This is a genomic window from Cupriavidus sp. YAF13 (assembly GCF_052113425.1).
Taxonomy (GTDB): Bacteria; Pseudomonadota; Gammaproteobacteria; order Burkholderiales; family Burkholderiaceae; genus Cupriavidus.
This window is the reverse complement of record NZ_JBFRDD010000044.1, coordinates 54,010-72,355: the sequence shown is the minus strand read 5'-3', so window position 1 is coordinate 72,355 and position 18,346 is coordinate 54,010. Positions and strand designations below refer to the sequence as shown.

The following is an 18,346-nucleotide window of genomic DNA, read 5'->3' as shown; positions in this document are numbered from 1 at the left end:
GTTCGGTCTGGAGGCCCCCCCCCTCTCATCAGACTCTTTTCTGCCTGACCCACACTACCGTCTCGCCACCTCGCGCTCCACTGCGGGGACGGGGCGCGTTCATACCATCTTCTCTTTACGAGTAAAGAGAAGTGACATCTCACACGTTCTAAAACGGCCAATACCGTACAGCCGCGACAGCAGCTAGAAGCAAGAAAACCCCACCCACCAAGCGCATCCCCCGCGTCACCGGGGCTACAAGCAGCAAAATCGTACCCAGGCCTACAACATCCCTACCCCCGCCTCAACCCCTCGACAGGATCCGCCTCAAAAGCTTCCCATAGCGCATCGCGCCGTTGCAGCGCCTTGATGACGGCTGGCTGGCGCAGCTGCGCGACCGCCGAGACCAGCGCATTGCACAGGAAGAAGGCCGCCGTATAAGAGTCGAACGGCGACGCATTGGCCGTGCGCACCAACAGATGGTGATCCGACAGCGGCACCAGCGGCGCGGCCGGGCTGTCGCAAATCGCAATCACGCGCGCACCGCGTTCGCGGAAGGCGCGTGCGATGCTCACCGGCGCGCTGGAGTAGCGGCGGATGCTGAAAGTCAGCAGCACATCCTCCGGCTCCACCCATAGCATGGCATCCGTGGCCGTCACCGCGCCCGCGCCCAGTTCCTGGACCTGTGGCCGGCACATATTCAGATGCAGCGCCAGCCATGCTCCCACGGGCGCACTGTTTTTCTGCGCCAGCACGAACAGCCGGCCGCGCGGCTCGGCCAGCAGGCGCGCGATCGCCTCGAAGGCGGCCATGTCCAGCCCTTCGTGGGTGGCCGCCAGGTTGTGCTGGTCGTGCAGCAGCGCGTCGTCCACGCAAGCGCGCAGGGTGCGCTTGCCACCGATCGTGGCCGGCGCGCGCTGGCCGGCGGTGGGCAGGAGCGCTGTCACGCTGGCCCGTGCTTCGCGCTGGGCATCGCCATAGCTGGCATAGCCCAGCTTGGCAAACAGCCGCACCACCGTGGAAGCGCTCGTGCCGTGCTGGGCAGCCAGCGCGGTGGCCGATTCCAGCAACGCATGCGGATAGTCGCGGCCCAGCGCATCGGCCAAGGTGCGCTCGCGGGCGGTCAGCGTGGCCGCCTCGCGCGCAAGGCGCTCGAGCAAGGTGGCGTCACGTGAAGGAGTCTCCTGGGCATGTTTCATGGTGTTGACACGTTGCAATGCATATTGCATGATCATATCACTTTTGCAATGCACGATTCACTCCCACACGAAGCAAGGAGCAAGCGGTATATGGTCGACAACGCAGCGGATAGCGGCATGCATGCCCAGGCGGCAAGCGGGGTGATCGATTGGCTGGGCGGCCAGCAGGCTGCCATGCAGGCGCTCCTGCAGCGCATTGTCGACATCGACAGCGGCAGCCGGCAGGAAGCCGGCGTGACGGCCGTGGCAGAGGTCCTGCGCGCGCACCTGGAGGCCGCCGGCATTGCAGTCACCCTGCATGCCGTGCCCGGCTATGGCGTGTGCCTGGATGCGCTGGTGCCCGGTGCCGGCGATGGCGCGCCAATCTTGCTGATGGGGCATATGGATACCGTGTTCCCTGCCGGCACGGCGGCACGCCGTCCCTTCCGCGTGGAGGATGGGCTTGCCTACGGGCCCGGCGTGGCCGACATGAAATCCGGCCTGGTCATGAATGTGTTCGTGGCCGAGGCCCTGGCGCGCTGCGGCGGCAACGCCTCGCCAGTGCGCCTGTTCTTTTCCTGCGACGAGGAGATCGGTTCCGGCGCCACCCGCGAACGGATCATGGACGTGGCGCGCGGCGCGCGCGCCGTGTTCAACGCCGAGCCCGGCCGCGTCAGCGGCAACCTGGTCACAGGGCGCAAGGGGTCGATGGTGGTGGAATTCGAGGTGGAGGGCGTGGCCGCGCACGCCGGGGTCAACCACGCCCAGGGTGCCAGCGCCATCGACGCGCTCGCGCGCAAGATCCTGGCGCTACATGCACTGACCGACCCCGAGCAGGGCATCACCACCAATGTGGGCTGCGTGAAGGGCGGCATCGTGCCCAATATGGTGGCGCCGCTTGCGCAGGCCGAGCTCGACGTGCGCTTTACCGCCGACACGGACATCGAAGCGCTGGTCGAGCAGGTGCGCGCGATCATCGAGGCCGAATCGCTGCCGCGCACCAAGGGCCGGATCACCGACATGCGCCGCACCCGGCCGATGACCCAGACGCCTGCGGACCTGCTGGCGCTGTACCAGCGCGGCGCGCGGCACCTGGGCTTCGCGGTAGACGGCGAGTTCACCGGCGGCGCAGCCGATAGCGGGCTCACTTCCTCGGTGGGCACGCCCACGCTATGCGGCACCGGCCCGGTGGGCGGCCATGCGCACACCGTACGCGAGTACTCCGAGCTTGCCACCTTTGTGCCGCGCGCGCAGGCGGTGGCGATGGCCATCCTCGCACTGCGCTGAGCCGGGGCGCTCCCCCCATCCGATTTTCAACTACTGCCACCACACTGCCATGCCGAACGTGCCATTCTCTCGCCGCCATTTCCTCCGCACCGGCCTCAGCGTAGCCGCACTCGCGTGTGCCGCGCCGCTGGCCGCGCAAGCGCAAGCACAGGGCGCCTATCCCTCGCGTCCCATCACGCTGGTGGTGCCCTTTCCGCCCGGTGGTTCGGTGGACATCATGGCCCGCCAGTACTCGGAGCCGCTCTCGCGCATCCTCGGCGTGCCGGTGGTCGTCGACAACCGCCCGGGCGCGGGCGGCTCGGTCGCCACGCAATCGGTGGCCCGCAGCAAGCCTGATGGCTATACGCTCGTGGTCTCCTCCCAGAGCAGCCATCTGGCCAATCCGCTGACCCAGCCGAAACTGGGCTACGACCCGATCAAGGATTTCGAGAACATCGCCATCCTGGGCCGCCAGCCCAACGCCCTGGTGGTGCATTCGAGCCTGCCCGTGCGGACTTTCGCGGAGTTCCTGGCCTACGCGAAGAAGAACCCGGGCAAGCTCGACTACGGCAGCGGCGGCGTTGGCAGCATGGGCCAGCTGAATGTGGAAATGCTCAAGGCCAGCACCGGCATCTACGCCACGCACATCCCCTATCGTGGCGGCACGCACCTGATCACGGCCGTGCTGAGCAATGAGGTCCAGTTCATCCTCGACAACCTGGTCATCATGCTGCCCTATATCAAGGAAGGAAAAGTGCGTGCGCTGGCGGTGGCTTCCGAACAACGCCTGCCGCAGCTGCCCGATGTGCCGACCATGGCCGAGCTGGGCTACCCGCAGCTCAACCTGAGCTCCTGGACGGGCATTGCCGCGCCTGCCGGCACGCCCGAGCCGGTGGTGCAGAAGCTCTACCAGGCAGTGCGCCAGGCCGCCAGCGAGCCCGCCATGCAGACGGCGCTACGCGCGCGCGGCGTGTTCCCGCCCGAGGAAATGGCACCGGCCGCCTTCGAACGCATGATGGCCGACCGGATGGTGCGCTACGGTGAAGTGGTCCGCAAGGCCAAGATCTCCGCGGATTGAGCGCGCGGGATTGCGCTCGCGGAACTAGGGCGCGGACTAAGGCTTGCCGGTGGCCGCCCCGCCCTTGCCTTCCATGCCGCCCGCTGCAGTCACTCCGCCCGCGCGCAGCATGTCGATGACAAGCTGCATGGCGGGCGTGGGCGGGCGGCTCTTGCGCAGCACCAGCCCGTAAGGCGCAAGCCTGCCGTGCAAGGCAACCGGCAGCGTGGCGATCATGTTCAGGTCTTCGTAGTAGCGGGCCACCGAGGTGGGCAGCACGGCCAGCATGTCGGATTCGCGCAGCACGGACAGCGTGGTGAGGATTGACGATGTCTCCACCGTGCTCACCGGCGGCGGCACGCGGTTCTCGCGGAAGGTCTGGTCGATGATCTGGCGCATCGGGCTGGGGTGCGGCTGGATGATCCACGCGTAGTCCGTCAGGGCGGCCAGTTTCAGCTTGCCCCGCTCCGCCGCCGGATGCCCCGCCCGGGTGACGATCGACAGCGCCTCCTCCCCCAGCGTCTCGAACGACAGCTCCTGCGCCGGCCAGCCATCGGGGATGCGGCCCAGCACGATATCGATCTGATCCTGCTGCAGCGCGTGCACCAGCACGTCGCTGGTATCGATCTGCACGATGATGTGCAAGCGCGGATGTGCTTGCTTGAGCTTGACGATCACATGGGTGAGCAGGTCCGGCGCCGGCGCCATCACCGCGCCCACGCGCACCTTGCCCACATCGCCGGCCTGGATGGCGACGAGCTCCTCGCGCAGTTCATCCATGTCGGCAAAGACCACCCGCGCGTAGCGCATCACCGCCTTGCCCGATACCGTCGGCTCCAGCCCGCGCGCGTGGCGCGTAAAGAGCGGCACGCCGAGCACGTCTTCCAGTTCCTGAAGCGACTTGGTAGCGGCCGGCTGGGTCAGGGCCAGCCCGTCGGCTGCCTGGCGCAGCGAGGGCGACTCCGAGAGCGCCAGCATCAATTGCAGGTGCCGCATGCGAAGGCGCTTGCGGATGGATGCGCTGGATGGGATCGATGGGATGGATGGGATGCTCACCGCGATAATCTCCGAGAATAGGCGGATCGTGATTTCCGCTATTTTGCTTATCGCGAATTCTCGCACGGCGCGCACGGCGACAAGCACGGAGTGCCGCGTCAGGCAGTTGCCGCACCGCCTGCCTGCGGCGGCGCCTGCCCAAGCCCCACTTCCAGGCAATTTCGCTTCATTTCTGCGCATTTAGCGTCAGATTCCAGGCTTGCAAAGGGTATTTAGGGCATACTGGCCAATTCCCTCCTATTGCGAAGCCGGCGTTCTGGCTTCCCCCCTCGATGCCCGGCTACCAAACCAAGCAAGAGCGCATCGCCGTGACGGGCGTCGCCGACCTGGTCATTCGCTCCTTGCTGGACAAGCAGCAGTACTCCGATCCCCTCGGCGAAGCCGAACGCATGGGCATTTCTTCCGCCATGTGGCCGCTGTTCGGGCTGCTGTGGCCGTCCGGCGCGCACCTGGCGGCGCGCATGGCGCTGCGGCCGGTGGACGCCACCGAGCGGGTGCTGGAAATCGGCTGCGGGCTGGGGCTGGCCAGCCTGGTGGGGCACCGCCGGGGTGCCGACGTGACCGCCAGCGACTGCCATCCGATGGCCGCCGCCTTCCTCGCGGAGAACGTACGCCTGAATGGCCTGGCGCCCATGAAGTACCGGCACGGGCACTGGAGCGCCGCGGAGCATGAGCATGATGCCCCTGCAGGTGCCAGCCTCGCCCCCGCCAACGTCCACGGCCATTTCGACCTGATCATCGGCAGCGACCTGCTCTACGAGCGCGATGCCAATGCCAACCTCGCCCACTTTATCGGGCGCCACGCCAGCCCCACGGTCGAGATCTGGATCATCGATCCCGACCGCGGCAACCGGCCCGCCTTCAACCGGCAGATGGCCGAGCAGGGTTTCACGATGCGCGAGGAAAAGCTCGACCGCGTGGCCGCACCCGGCATCGATGCCTACAAGGGCCGCCTGCTGGTCTACCGCTGGGCAGCGCCGATGCCGCCCGCGCCGCTGCTCGAAGCAGCACCCGTGGCAACGATCGCGGCCATCGCCCTACACTAGCTTCAACGCGTCGGCAGGCACATCGCATACCAGCATGTGCCCCGGCGCATGGGTGATGCACAGCGGCGGACGCGCCATCATGGCCGCCGCCTGCGGCGTCACCCCGCACCCCCAGAACACCGGAACCTCCCCGGCCAGGATCGCGGTCGGCTCGCCTTCGTCCGGGCGGTCGATGTCCGCGATGCCGATCGCGGCGGGGTCGCCCATGTGAACCGGCGCCCCGTGCGCTCCCGGCAACCGGGCGCACACGGCCGAGGCGATGGCCGCCTGTTCCGGCGTGTAGGGCCGCATCGACACCACCATCGGCCCATGGAAGGCGCCGACGCGCGTGGTCTGGATGCTGGTGCGGTACATCGGCACGATCTTGCCTTCGTCCACGTGCCGCACGCGCAAGCCGGCGCGCTCCAGCGCGTCCTCGAACGACAGCGAGCAACCCAGCACAAAGCCCACGAAATCGTCCTGCCAGAGCGCGCTGATATCGTCGCGCTCCTCCACCAGTTCGCCATGGCGCCACACGCGGTAGCGTGGCACGTCGGTGCGCAGGTCGATGTCGCCGCCCAGCATCGGCACCGCCGGGCTGCCCGCTTCGGCCATGCCGATCAGCGGGCATGGCACCGGGTTGGCCCGGCAGTACTCGAGGAAATCCCCGGCCCAGGCCTTGGGCAGGATCATCAGGTTGCCCTGCGCATGGCCGGGCGCCATGCCGCTGGTATTGCCGTTGTACCGGCCACTGCGGATGCCGGCGCGGGCGCCAGCCGGCGTGGCGGCCCAGCCGGGGGCAAGCCCGGCGGCGGCGTGGATACCTGCTTCCATCTCCATGCTCCGGTTGCGGTCCGTCATCAGTCGAGGGCCTGGCGGGCGGTTTCCCTCACGCCCAGCAGGGCCAGCAGGCTGACTGCCGCGCCGCCCATGAGCAGGTAGGCCGGGCTGAGCAGGTTGCCGGTGCTGCCGATCAGCGCGGTGGCCACATACGGCGTGAGCCAGCCGCCGAGGATGGCGCCGATGTTGAAGCTGAACGCCATGCCGGTGTAGCGCACGCGGGTCGGGAACTGCTCGGCATAGGTCGGGTAGCCGACGGACTGCACGATGGGCATGGGCAGCGCCACCACCATCATGGCGAGGAAGGCCAGGCCGATGCTGTGGTTGTCCATCAGCATCATCATCGGCAATACCAGCACCATGTAGGCACAAAAGCCGATGGCAAGCACCTTGCGCCGGCCGAGCCGGTCGGACAGCCCGCCCCACAGCGGCATCAGCATGGCCATGGTCAGGCTGACGAACGCCATGATCCAGTACACCGTTGCCTTGTCGTACTTGAGATAGGTGGTCATGTAGATGTTCATGAACACCAGCCCCACCCAGTAGCCCACGTTCTGGCCGAAGGACAGCAGCACCACCTTGACCACGGCGGGCATGTGCGCGGTGAAGACTTCCTTGAGCGGCGCCTTGGGCGGCTCGCTGTGTTCCTGGAACTGCTTGAAGGCCACGGACTCTTCCACGCGCTTGCGCACCATCGACGAGATCACCACCATCGGGATCGCCATCAGGAACGGAATGCGCCAGCCCCACGCCTGCATCTGCGCGGGCTCCAGCAAGCCGGTGGTGATGCCGCACACGGTCGCGGCCAGCGCGCCGCCCACGGCCACGCCCACCGGCGTGAAAGCGCCGTAGAAGCCGCGCTTGCCCTTGGGCGCGGACTCGGCCACATAGGCAGCCGCGCCGGTGACTTCGCCACCGGCAAAGAAGCCTTGCGCCAGGCGAATGGCCAACAACAGCAGCGGCGCCACGATGCCCGCGCTGGCGGCCACCGGCAGCAGGCCGATGATGCCGGTGGCAATGCCCATGCCGATCACGGTAACCAGCAGCACGGCACGGCGGCCAACGCGGTCGCCCAGGCGCCCAAGCACGATGCCGCCGATCGGGCGCATCAGGAAAGCGCTGCCGAACACGGCCAGGATGGCCAGCAGCGAAGCCGTGGCGCTGTCGCTAGGAAAGAACAGCGGGCCAATGGTAGAGGCCATATAGCCATACACGCCGAACTCGTAGTACTCGATGGCGGTACCGGCCGCGGCGGCCATGGCGGCTTTGCGGGCGACGGCGTTGCCGGTTGCCGGCGCCGTGGCAGGGGCGGATGCCGGCGCCGCGTCGGGCATCGGCAGGGATGAGGTGGGGGCGTTGGACATGTTGTCAGTTTCCAGGATGCAACGGGGTAGAAAATCCAGTCCAGGCGTGGTGAAACCCCTGGATGAACCAGCGCTGAAGCACGAACACCTGCCGCGATGGCCGTCCTGTGCCTGAAACTTCCTGGTGCACAGGCCGGGCTCGCGTCTTGTTTTTATTTCCGGAGAGCTAACCACCTGCCGGGAATCGCGGGCCTTTAAAGCCACCGGGATTCATGCCTCATCGATTACACCGGATACTTTGCAACAAGCATGCCAGCGTCTATTTCGTTAAAAACACGGAATTCCGGGCGTTACGATTCCTGACTAAAAAAAGCCATCTGATTCGGGGATTTAATGCGCCCCGCCGCACCACAACAATGAACCTGCTGTCCCGCCTGGGGCGGCGAACGCACCGAAACCGGTATCGTCCGCAGCCAGCTGGTGATTTATTTCCAAATCCACGGGATCATTGAGAAAACAGCCAGGCCGTGTGGCCCGGCCGACACCACCAGATCAATGTCAGCGGCGAATTTACAGCTATATCAACAGCGCGTTTCAGGCAGCAGGAATAAAGCTGCCCAATACCTGGCCTTCTTCCACCATGTCACCTTCGGCCACGCAATACGATTCGATATAACCCGCCGATCCGGCCTCAATCGGTATTTCCATTTTCATGGATTCGATAATCAGCAGCGTGGCATCCTTTACCTGCATCTCGCCGGGCTGCGCCACGAGTTTCCAGAGGGTGCCGGCCGTGTCTGCCACGATGGATATGGGGGATTTTGTGTGGGGCATATTCTGTTTGTCCGTAGCTATCGTGATTGCGGTGCGCGCACCGTGATGCCCTCCGCCTCCAGCGCGGCGCGGATGCGGCGGGCAAACCCGGCCGCGCCCGGCTGGTCGCCGTGGATGCAGAGCGTGTCCGCCCGGACCGGCACGTCCACGCCGCCCAGCGAGCGCACCACACCGTCGCGCACCATGCGCAATACCTGCGCGATGGATGCCTCCACATCGGTGATCATGGCGGCGGGATGGCTGCGGGGGGTCAGCGAGCCATCGTCCTGATACGTGCGGTCGGCAAACACTTCCTGCGCCACCGCGAGTCCGGCCTCGCGCGCGGCCATGACCAGCGCGGAGCCGGCCAGGCCGTAGAACACCAGCGACGGATCCACATCGCGCACCGCCTCGCACAGCGCGCGCGCCATGACGCCATCGCGCGCGGCCTGGTTGTACAGCGCGCCGTGCGGCTTCACATGCGCGAGCCGGCTGCCGGCCGCGGCGGCAAACGCCTGCAGGGCGCCAACCTGGCAGACCGTGATGTTGTAGATCTCCTCGCGGCCAAGCTGCATGGCGCGCCGGCCAAAGCCCTGCAGATCCGGAAAACCCGGATGCGCGCCGAGCGAGACGCCGAGCGCGGTGGCGGCGCGCACGGTGGCTGCCATGGTCTGCGCATCGCCCGCGTGAAAACCGCAGGCAATATTGGCGGAGGTGACATGCGGCAACACAGCCGCATCGTCGCCAAGGCGGTAGATGCCGAAGCTCTCGCCCATATCACTGTTGAAATCGATCTCAGCCATGCGCGTGCTCCCCTGCCGTTGCCGTATCCATGGCTTCGAATACCGCGTCCTGCAGCATGGCAAGGCGCTGGGCTTCCTGCAGATCGATCAAGGCAAAGCGCACCGCCTCGCCCGGCATCTTCTGCGCCAGGCGCGGCAGGTCCACCGCGCACACATGGGCAATCTTGGGATAACCGCCGGTGGTCTGGCGGTCCGCCATCAGCACGATGGGCTGGCCATCGGGCGGCACCTGGATCGTGCCGAAGGCCACGGCCTCGGACAGCATCTCGGCAGGCGCGGCCAGCGCGAGCGGCGTGCCTTCCAGGCGATAGCCCATGCGGTCCGATTGCGCGCCAATGCGAAACGGCTCGCTGACCAGCGCATGCCTGGCCGCATCCGAGAAACGCGCCCATTCGCGCCCGGCGACGACGCGCACGGGCTGATCGGGCGCGGTGAGGACATCGGCCGGAAACGCCGGAAACGCCGGGAAAGCGGCATCGCGGACCGGTGCGGCCACGCCGCCGCGCAAGGCAATGCGGTCGCCCTTGCGCAACGGCTTGCCGGCCGCGCCGCCATAGCCGCCGCGCACAAAGGTGCTACAACTGCCCATGACCGGCGTCAGCGCAAAGCCGCCCTGCGCCGCAAGGTAAGCACGCAAGCCGCCCCGGCGCTTGCCGAAGGCCAGCACCGCGCCTGCGGCGACGGGCACCGCACGGTTCACCGGCACCGGCGCGCCGTCGAGCGTGGCATCCAGGTCCGCACCGCACACGGCGATCACGGCCGGCACATGGAACAGCAGCGTGGGGCCCATCAGCGTGATCTCCAGCGTGGCTTCTGCCGCGGCGTTGCCGGCCAGTGCGTTCGCCAGCCGGTGGGCGCGCTCGTCCATGGCGCCGTTGGCCGGCACGCCGAGTTGCTGGTAGCCGTTGCGGCCGAGATCCTGGAAGGTGCTCAACGCACCAGGCTTGATGACTTCAATGCTCATGGCTGCACACCCGCGTCCGCCTGCATGGATTCGAATACCTCGGAAGAGATCGGCACGAAGCGCACACGATCGCCGGCGGCCAGCAGGCACGGCGACGCGCGATGCGGGTCAAACAGCGCCACGGGCGTACGTCCGATCAGGTTCCAGCCGCCCGGCAAGGTCATGGGATAGATCACGGTCTGCCGATTGGCCAGGCCAACCGAGCCCGCCGCCACCGCGGTACGCGGCGTGCCGCGGCGCGGCGGCGAAAGGCGCGCGTCGAAGCGGCCCACATAGGGATGCCCCGGCGCGAAGCCCAGCATCAGCACATCGACCGGCTCGGCGCTATGCAGCGCGATGACCTGCTCGGGCGACAGGCCACAGGTAGCTGCCACATCGTCCAGGTCGGGACCATGTTCGCCGCCATAGCAGACGGGAATATCGATCACCAGCGGCGCGCCCGCGCTTGACGAAAGCCCTTCGCGCAGGAGTTCGCCGACCATGGCCGAGAGCGCCTCGAACGGAGCGCTGGTACCCGTCGCGCGGGCCACGGCAATCGGCTTGTAGTGCACGCCCACGGTGGTCAGGGCGGGCACGATGTCGGTCACGCCGGGCAGGGCAGCGGCGGCGATCCGCGCCGCTGCCGCGCACGCTTGGCGGTTGATGGCAATATCCGCCGCCGTGCCGAACTCCACAATCAGGCAGCGATCGCCGGACGGCGCGATCCGCCAGGACGTTTGCGCGGCCGGCGCGGCGTGTTCCATGTCCTGCGCGATCATGCCCGCACCTCCACGGCAGATGGCGCGGGCACAGCCACCGGCGCGGCGGACTCGCCCACCAGCGCCACCAGCTCGCGCTCCACAAAACCGGTATCGACGCGGCCGGCACGGAAGTCCGCATGGTCCAGCACGCAGCCAAGGAACGCGGCGTTGTGCCGGATGCCTTCGATCACGGTTGCGCCGAGCGCCGCCTGCATGGTGGCGATGGCGGCTTCGCGATCGGTGCCATAGGCAATCAGCTTGGCGATCATCGGATCGTAGAACGGCGTGATGGCATCGCCCTCGCGCACGCCGGTGTCCACGCGCAGCCCGGCCATGCCTGCCGGCAGGCAAAAGCGCGCCAGCTTGCCCGGCGATGGCATGAAATGGCGCGCCGGGTTCTCGGCATACAGCCGGCACTCGATGGCCGCGCCGGCGCGCCGGATATCCTGCTGCGCGCTGGGTGCGAGCGTGCCGGCGGCGAGCCGGATCTGCGCCTGCACCAGGTCCCAGCCGGTGATGGCCTCGGTCACGCCATGTTCCACCTGGATGCGCGTGTTCATCTCCAGGAAGAAGAACTCGCCGCTGTCCGCGTCGAGGATGAACTCGACCGTGCCCGCGCCGCTGTAGCGCTGGTGCGTGGCCAGCGCCACCGCAGCCGCGCTCATGCCGGCCAGCACGGCAGCCGGCACATTGGGCGCCGGGCTTTCTTCAATGATCTTCTGGAAGCGGCGCTGCACCGAGCATTCGCGCTCGAACAGGTGCACCGCCGTGCCGTCACCGAAGCCAAACACCTGCACCTCGATATGCCGGGCGCGCGGCACGTAGCGCTCCAGGTAGATGCTGGCGTCGCCAAAGGCCTTCAGGGCCAGCGCCTGGGTGGACGCCACCGTGGCCGCCAGCGTGTCTGGCCCATCGACGCGCTTCATGCCGATACCGCCACCGCCGCCGGCAGCTTTGACCAGCACGGGATAGCCAACGCGCCGGGCCTCGGCGTGCAAGCGCGACAGGTCTTCGGGCAGGAAGCGGATACTGCCGGGCAGCACCGGCACGCCGCACGCGGCGGCAATATCGCGGGCGCGGTTCTTGTCGCCCATGTTCTCGATCGACTCGACGGACGGGCCGATCCACTGCATGCCTAGCGCTTGCGCCGCACGGGCAAACGCGGTGTTCTCGGAGAGGAAGCCATAGCCGGGGTGCACGCCGTCGGCGCCGTGCGCCGTGCCCGCGGCGAGCACCGCTTCCACGTTCAGGTAGCTCTGCGCCGCCGGCGCCGGACCTACCGCAACGGCAATGTCGGCCATCTGGCAGTGCAACGCGCCGGCATCGGCGGCGGAATGCACGGCTACGGTTTCCATGCCGAGCGCCTGCGCGGCGCGGATGATGCGGCAGGCGATCTCGCCACGGTTGGCAACCAGGATTCTTCGCATATCGACTAACTCTTGCAGCTACTGCGTGGGGGCGATGCACGCGGGGCGGGCAAGCCCTGCCCCGCGTGCGGCAGCCGGCCTTGTGGCCGGTCTCACTCTGGTCTGACGCGGATCCGACGTTGGTGTTACTTGGCGAACAGCGAAGCGATATTGGCAAAGGCCTTGAGCTCCAGCGCGTTGCCCGACGGGTCGAGGAAGAACATCGTGGCCTGCTCGCCTACCTCGCCCTTGAAACGGATATGCGGCTCGATGATGAACGACAGGTTGGCGGCCTTGAGCCTGTCGGCGGCGACATGCCACTGGTCCATCGGCAGCACCACGCCAAAGTGGCGCACCGGCACGGCATCGCCATCGACGGCGCTGGTGTGGCGGTGGCCCGCTTCTTCCGGCGCCAGGTGGGCCACGATCTGGTGGCCATAGAAGTTGAAGTCCACCCAGTCCGGCGCGCTGCGCCCTTCGGGGCAGCCCAGCAGGTCGCCGTAGAACTCGCGCGCGGCGGCGATGCTGTGGACGGGGAAGGCAAGGTGGAACGGGGCGAGGACGGGAGTGATTTCGCTCATGGCGCTTGGGGATCGAAGTGTTGTGGGGGTCGGGTCTTGGCGCGCCGCCGGCAACGTTCCGGCCGGTGCACCAATGAGGGAAAGTCTAGGCATGGCAACCAATTAAAAAAAGCGATATATTTTTGACCTTAGCTACACGAAAATTGATGAAACGATCATGCTGCGCGAATTCAAGACCTTTATCGCCGTAGCCCGGCACGGCACTTTCGCCAGCGCGGGCGCGCGCATCGGGCTGACCCAGTCGGCTGTCAGCGCGCAGATCCACCGGCTGGAGCAAGAGCTTGGCTTCGCCCTGTTCGACCGCACGGGCCGCTCGGCGCGGCTAAACGCCGCCGGCCGGGAAACCCTGGCGCTGGCGGAGGAACTGATGGCGCTCTATGCCCGCATTGGCGAGCACGGCGGCGCCACGGAGCGCAGCGGCATGGTGCGGGTGGGCTCGATCGCCTCGGCACAGGTGTCGTTCCTGATCGACGCCATGGCCGCCTTCCGCGCCGAGCTGCCCGGCTGCAGGATCCGCGTTGTGCCGGGCGTGTCCCTGAACCTGCTTGGCCAGGTGGATGCGGGCGAGATCGATATCGCGGTGATGATCCGGCCGCCCTTTGCGCTGCCGTCGGAGCTGGAGTGGCGCACGCTGGTGATGGAGCCGTTCGTGCTGCTGGCGCCGGCCGCCATGGCAGGCCAGGCTTGGAGCGACGCGCTGGAATCCGCGCCCTTTATCCGCTATGACCGCAGCTCGTTCGGTGGCCGGCTGGTCGACCAGTTCCTGCGGCAGTCGCGGCTGGCGGTACAGGACGCCATCGAGCTGGACGAGCTGCAGGGCATCGTGCAACTGGTGGCGCGCGGCCTTGGCGTGGCGCTGATTCCGCAAACGGCGGCGCAAGGCCCTTGGCCACTCGGCGTGACTGCCCTGCCGCTTGGCGACAATACCTTTCACCGCGAGATCGGCCTGGTGGAGCGGCCGCGCCATAGCCGCCAGCCGGTGGCAAGCCGGCTCGCCGAGTACATCAGCGAGGCGGCGTCGGGCTGCAAGGTGTAGGCAGGCGCACATTCCGCCCGCCGCCGCCTTGCACGACGTCGCCACCGTCCAGCGCGCCCCGCGGCTGCCTGACACGCGAGGCGCAAGGTTGTCCCCTCGTTAGGGGGATATGGGTTGCACCCGCATCCCGGCGTAATCTCTGCTCATGATTGGCACGCTGAATCCATGCGACGCGGCATGACGATATCCCGCGCGGGTCATGCAGGCTTGCCTTATAAAAACAGAGAGGTCTCAGGGAATGCATAACGATAGCGACGCAAAGTCGCGTAGCGCCAATCGGGTCAATGCGCGCAACGGCGGTGGATTCACCGCCAGATCCATCCGGCCGCAAGTGCGTGAGATGGTGATGGAGGTGTCCGCGCGCCTCTGCGTCGTCCTGTTGCTGAGCCTGTTCGCCTATAGCGCGTACGCGCAGTGGCGCCTGGCGCCCGAGCGCATCACCTTGCTGCTGCTCGTGGTTGCCACGGTGCTGACCGTAGGCTTGTCGCTGTTCTCGCGGATCCCCGAAAAGCGCGACATGCGTCCCTTGAGCTTCGTGATGTCGATAGGCGGCAGCTTCTACTATCTCGGGATCGAGCTCGACCCCGGCGTTCGCCTTGTCCCCGAAACAGTCGGCGCCACGCTGGAAATCACCGGCATCCTGTTCCAGCTATTCGCCAAGCTCTCGCTGCGCGGCTCCTTCGGCATCCTGCCCGCCAATCGCGGCGTGGTATCGCGCGGCGCGTACCGGCTCGTGCGCCACCCCATCTATCTCAGCTACCTGGTGACAGACCTTGGCTTCCTGCTGGCCAACTTCGGCTGGCGCAATGCACTGCTCTACGGCGGCCTTTATGCGTTGCAAACGGGCCGGATGTTCAGGGAAGAACAACTACTGGGCCAGGATCCCGCCTATCGCGCGTATCAGGCCAATGTGCGATATCGCGTCATTCCCGGCGTGTTTTAAAAGGTGGCAGGGATTACCCGGCTCACCACCTTGAATTGGGAAAATTCTAATATCAGATCCGGAAATATCTAAATTCCCGAACACAGGAAAGCCGACGATGATCATAGCCAAGGATCTGGGGGATCGATTGCTCCCCGATTCCTGCAAATGCCCACCGATCGCGGACATCCGCCGGACCGGCGGGCCTCACCATCGAAGTACTCAAGGAGACACTAATGATTGCACGGCTAGTATCAACAACCAGCCTGGCGCTGCTCGCCTTTTTCGCGGCCGGCAGCGTCGGCGCGCAACAGCAGCCGATGAATGCAAAGGAAGCCAAGACAAAATTCGCGGAGAAATTCGCTGCTGCCGATACCAATCACGACGGCAAGCTGACGAAAGAGGAAGCGCAGGCGGGCATGCCCGAGGTCTACAAGAACTTCGACGCGATCGACGCCAGGAAGAAGGGCGAGATCACGCAGAAGCAGATTGGCGCGTACTGGGCGGCCAAGTCCAAACAGCGCGCTGCGGCGCAAAACCCGGGAAGCCTGAACTGAGTTGACGGCCCTGGCCCTCAAGGCAGGATCAGGGCGAGTTCCCCGGCGAGCTGGCCAGAACCAGGCCAGTGCCGGGGAGCTTTAATCCATATCCAAATATCCAATGATGGATGGTCCCTGGCTATATTCCAGTCAGGTCAGGAGGTTGAAGGCGAACCCTAGCGCAATCGCGCCGCCTAGCGCTTCCACTGCCGCCAGCGCGAGAAGGTTTTTCAAAACGAATGCATCGTCCTGCTTGGTCACCATGGTGTTGTCTCCTGAAGTAGGAATCCACGGCTGATCATTTGTGGAAAGCACGGCAGCCTCTGTTCCACACGCCAGCCACGTCTCAACTCGCTTTCAGTAGACCGCAACGCAGCGTCGGCGAAAAGCTGGCATAAACCCCTATTCAGGCCAGCGGGCCGGGACCGCGCGCGCAGTCAACGCACTTTCCCAAGCCCTTCCCGCTCCGCTTACTGCAGCACGAAGCCCTGCTCCCGCACCGCTTGCGAATCCAGCCCGATCTGGACCTTGAATTCCCCCGGCTCGGCGGCGTATTCAAGTTTGGCATTGAAGAACTTCAGCTTGTCCTCATCGAGGGCAAAACGCACCACGCGCTCCTCGCCGGCCTTGAGCATGAGCTTGTGGAAGTCCTTCAGCTCCTTCACCGGCCGCACCACGGAGGCGGCAACGTCCTGGATATAGAGCTGGACCACGGTTTCGCCATCGCGCTGCCCGGTGTTCTTCACCGTCACGCTCGCCTCGATGCGGCCACCGCGCGGCATGGTGGGGCTCGACAGCGTGATGCCGGACACGCTGAAGTCCGTATAGCTCAGTCCGTAGCCGAACGGGTACAGCGGGCCGGACGCTTCCTCGAAGTATTGCGAGGTGTAGTTTGGCGGCTGGCCCGGCACGAACGGGCGCCCGATACGCAGCTGGTTGTAGTAGGTGGGGATCTGCCCGAGCGAGCGCGGGAAGGAAATGGGCAGCTTGCCCGAAGGGTTGTAGTCGCCGAACAGCACGTCGGCAATGGCATGGCCGCCTTCGGTCCCGGCGTACCAGGTCTCGAGCAGGGCATCCGCGTTGTCCTTGACCCAGTTGATGGTGAGCGGGCGGCCGTTCATCAGCACCACCACCATGGGCTTGCCGGTGGTCTTGAGCGCCTTGAGCAGCGTCTCCTGGCTGCCCGGCAGCGACAAGGCGGTACGACTCGAGGCTTCGTGCGACATGCCGCGCGACTCGCCCACGGCCACCACGATCACGTCGGCGCCGCGCGCCGCCGCCACGGCTTCTGCAATCATGTCCCCCGGGGCACGCTTGTCCTGGACAATCTCGGGCTTGTCCCAGTTCATGAAGTTCAGGTACCCGACCACGCCAGCGTCGTCGGTCACGTTCGCGCCGCGGGCATAGGCCACGCGGCCCTTGTCGCCGAGCGCGTCGCGCACGCCTTGGAGCAGCGTCACCGTCTGGGCGGACTTGCCGGCGGCGGACCAGCTCCCCATGGTGTCGATGGGCGCGTCGGCCAGCGGCCCGACGACCGCGACCGTGCCGGCCTTCTTCAGCGGCAGGGTGCGCTCGCGGTTCTCGAGCAGCACCAGCGACTTGCGCGCCGCGGCGCGTGCGGCCTCCCGATGCAGGCGGCTCTGCGCGTCGACGTCGGCCGGGTCCTGCTCGGCGGCGCCGATGCGCTTGAAGGGTTCCTGGAACAGTCCCAGGTCGTACTTGGCGCCCAGTATCTCGCGCACCGCGTCGTCAATGACGCGCATGGGCACTTCGCCGGACTGCACCAGTTCGGGCAGGTGATCCCGGTAGGCGGAGTCGTGCATGCTCATGTCGACGCCGGCCAGGATGGCGAGCTTGGCGGACTCGCGCGCATCCTTGGCCACGCCATGCTTGGTCAGCTCGTCGATGGCCCCGTGGTCGCTCACCGTGATGCCCTTGAAGCCCCAGGTCTTGCGCAGCAGGTCACGCAACAGCCATGTGTTGGACGTGGCCGGCACGCCGTTGATCGAGTTCAGCGCGATCATGACGCCGCCGGCACCGGCATCGATGCCGGCGCGGTACGGCGGCAGGTAGTCCTGGTACATGCGCAGCGGGCTCATGTCGACCGTGTTGTAGTCGCGCCCGCCTTCCACCGCGCCGTACAGCGCGAAGTGCTTGACCACCGCCATCACGCTATCTGCGTTGGCCAGGGAGGTGCCCTGAAAGCCCCTGACGCTGGCCTGCGCGCACAGCGAGACCAGGTACGGATCCTCGCCAAACCCTTCCGACGTGCGCCCCCAGCGCGGATCGCGCGAGATGTCGACCATCGGCGCGAAGGTCATGTCAAGGCCATCCGCGCTGGCTTCGATGGCCGAGACGCGCGCGCTCTGCGCCACCGTTTCCATGTCCCAGCTCGATGCCAGGCCCAGGCTGATCGGGAAGATGGTGCGGTGCCCGTGCACCACGTCGTAGGCGAAGAAGATGGGGATCTTCAGGCGGCTGCGCTCCACCGCCGCCTGCTGCATCGGCCGGTTGTCCTTGCGCGTTACCGAGTTGAACGTACCGCCTACCCGGCCCGCCGCGATCTCCTTGAGCAACTGGGGCTGGGGCATGTCCTCGCCGATGCTGATCAGCCGCAGCTGCCCGATCTTCTCTTCCAGCGTCATCCGTCCGATGAGATCGGCGACGAAGGCATTCTTGCCGCCGGCGGCAGCCGGCGCGGTGCCGGCAAGAACCGGCGAACAAACCAGGCTGGCCGACAGGGCCAGCAAACAGAGCATTCTCATCTGAGTGTTATCCAGGTGGCGCGACAAGGTAGCTGCCCCGCGGGTGGTGCGCGTTTCCTGCCTGACAGGCAC

17 protein-coding genes are annotated in these 18,346 nt (G+C 66.6%); 6 read left to right on the top strand and 11 right to left on the bottom strand.

Annotated elements, in window-relative coordinates; translation table 11 throughout:
* Positions 1 to 272: 272 nt before the first annotated feature.
* Complete coding sequence (locus tag AB4061_RS29520; protein WP_441639771.1) at positions 273 to 1,178, bottom strand: MurR/RpiR family transcriptional regulator; 906 nt, start codon at positions 1,176 to 1,178, stop codon at positions 273 to 275.
* A gap of 90 nt (positions 1,179 to 1,268) precedes the next feature.
* Here AB4061_RS29520 and AB4061_RS29515 point away from each other — a divergent pair, with 90 nt between their 5' ends.
* Together AB4061_RS29515 and AB4061_RS29510 are read left to right on the top strand one after the other, a co-directional pair.
* Entirely contained in the window at positions 1,269 to 2,444 is a 1,176-nt protein-coding gene (locus tag AB4061_RS29515; RefSeq protein WP_441639770.1) for a M20 family metallopeptidase, read from the top strand.
* Positions 2,445 to 2,493: 49 nt separating this feature from the next.
* The gene (locus AB4061_RS29510) at positions 2,494 to 3,501 is read left to right on the top strand and encodes a Bug family tripartite tricarboxylate transporter substrate binding protein (protein WP_441639769.1); all 1,008 of its coding nucleotides are present in this window, start codon (positions 2,494 to 2,496) and stop codon (positions 3,499 to 3,501) included.
* A 36-nt stretch (positions 3,502 to 3,537) separates the two neighbouring features.
* Here AB4061_RS29510 and AB4061_RS29505 read toward each other — a convergent pair whose 3' ends face one another.
* A complete protein-coding gene (locus AB4061_RS29505; protein WP_441639775.1) occupies positions 3,538 to 4,476 on the bottom strand; it encodes a LysR family transcriptional regulator in 939 nt (312 codons plus the stop codon).
* A 332-nt stretch (positions 4,477 to 4,808) separates the two neighbouring features.
* Between AB4061_RS29505 and AB4061_RS29500 the strand changes: the two genes are divergently transcribed.
* Positions 4,809 to 5,582, top strand: coding sequence for a class I SAM-dependent methyltransferase (locus tag AB4061_RS29500; protein ID WP_441639768.1), 774 nt, complete (start codon positions 4,809 to 4,811; stop codon positions 5,580 to 5,582).
* Here AB4061_RS29500 and AB4061_RS29495 read toward each other — a convergent pair.
* The 8 genes from AB4061_RS29495 to AB4061_RS29460 form a co-directional block, all read right to left on the bottom strand.
* Entirely contained in the window at positions 5,574 to 6,401 is an 828-nt protein-coding gene (locus tag AB4061_RS29495; protein ID WP_441639767.1) for a putative hydro-lyase, read from the bottom strand. The two genes, AB4061_RS29500 and AB4061_RS29495, sit on opposite strands and share 9 nt — an antisense overlap.
* 20 nt (positions 6,402 to 6,421) lie before the next feature.
* Positions 6,422 to 7,765 (bottom strand): MFS transporter, encoded by a 1,344-nt coding sequence (locus tag AB4061_RS29490; protein WP_441639766.1) that lies wholly within the window; start codon positions 7,763 to 7,765, stop codon positions 6,422 to 6,424.
* A 534-nt stretch (positions 7,766 to 8,299) separates the two neighbouring features.
* A complete protein-coding gene (locus tag AB4061_RS29485; RefSeq protein WP_441639765.1) occupies positions 8,300 to 8,539 on the bottom strand; it encodes an acetyl-CoA carboxylase biotin carboxyl carrier protein subunit in 240 nt (79 codons plus the stop codon).
* A 17-nt stretch (positions 8,540 to 8,556) separates the two neighbouring features.
* A complete protein-coding gene (locus AB4061_RS29480; protein ID WP_441639764.1) occupies positions 8,557 to 9,321 on the bottom strand; it encodes a LamB/YcsF family protein in 765 nt (254 codons plus the stop codon).
* Complete coding sequence (locus AB4061_RS29475; RefSeq protein ID WP_441639763.1) at positions 9,314 to 10,285, bottom strand: biotin-dependent carboxyltransferase family protein; 972 nt, start codon at positions 10,283 to 10,285, stop codon at positions 9,314 to 9,316. The genes AB4061_RS29480 and AB4061_RS29475 overlap by 8 nt, the downstream gene beginning before the upstream one ends.
* Positions 10,282 to 11,043 carry a 5-oxoprolinase subunit PxpB gene (gene pxpB / locus AB4061_RS29470; protein ID WP_441639762.1) on the bottom strand — a complete coding sequence of 254 codons (762 nt, stop codon included), beginning with the start codon at positions 11,041 to 11,043 and terminating at the stop codon, positions 10,282 to 10,284. Before pxpB ends, AB4061_RS29475 begins: the two co-directional genes overlap by 4 nt.
* Positions 11,040 to 12,452: an acetyl-CoA carboxylase biotin carboxylase subunit gene (locus AB4061_RS29465; RefSeq protein WP_441639761.1), complete on the bottom strand. Its 1,413-nt coding sequence runs from the start codon at positions 12,450 to 12,452 to the stop codon at positions 11,040 to 11,042. The genes pxpB and AB4061_RS29465 overlap by 4 nt, the downstream gene beginning before the upstream one ends.
* A 125-nt stretch (positions 12,453 to 12,577) precedes the next feature.
* A complete protein-coding gene (locus AB4061_RS29460; RefSeq protein WP_150986184.1) occupies positions 12,578 to 13,012 on the bottom strand; it encodes a VOC family protein in 435 nt (144 codons plus the stop codon).
* 157 nt (positions 13,013 to 13,169) lie between these two features.
* Here AB4061_RS29460 and AB4061_RS29455 point away from each other — a divergent pair, with 157 nt between their 5' ends.
* From AB4061_RS29455 to AB4061_RS29445, 3 genes are all read left to right on the top strand, one after another.
* Entirely contained in the window at positions 13,170 to 14,048 is an 879-nt protein-coding gene (locus tag AB4061_RS29455) for a LysR family transcriptional regulator (protein ID WP_441639760.1), read from the top strand.
* Positions 14,049 to 14,286: 238 nt separating this feature from the next.
* Entirely contained in the window at positions 14,287 to 14,991 is a 705-nt protein-coding gene (locus tag AB4061_RS29450) for a methyltransferase family protein (protein ID WP_441639759.1), read from the top strand.
* 215 nt (positions 14,992 to 15,206) lie between these two features.
* Complete coding sequence (locus tag AB4061_RS29445) at positions 15,207 to 15,527, top strand: calcium-binding protein (RefSeq protein ID WP_441639758.1); 321 nt, start codon at positions 15,207 to 15,209, stop codon at positions 15,525 to 15,527.
* 452 nt (positions 15,528 to 15,979) lie between these two features.
* On the opposite strand, the gene bglX is transcribed toward AB4061_RS29445, so the two are convergent.
* The gene (gene bglX, locus AB4061_RS29440; protein ID WP_441639774.1) at positions 15,980 to 18,268 is read right to left on the bottom strand and encodes a beta-glucosidase BglX; all 2,289 of its coding nucleotides are present in this window, start codon (positions 18,266 to 18,268) and stop codon (positions 15,980 to 15,982) included.
* Between the last annotated feature and the right edge of the window lie 78 nt (positions 18,269 to 18,346).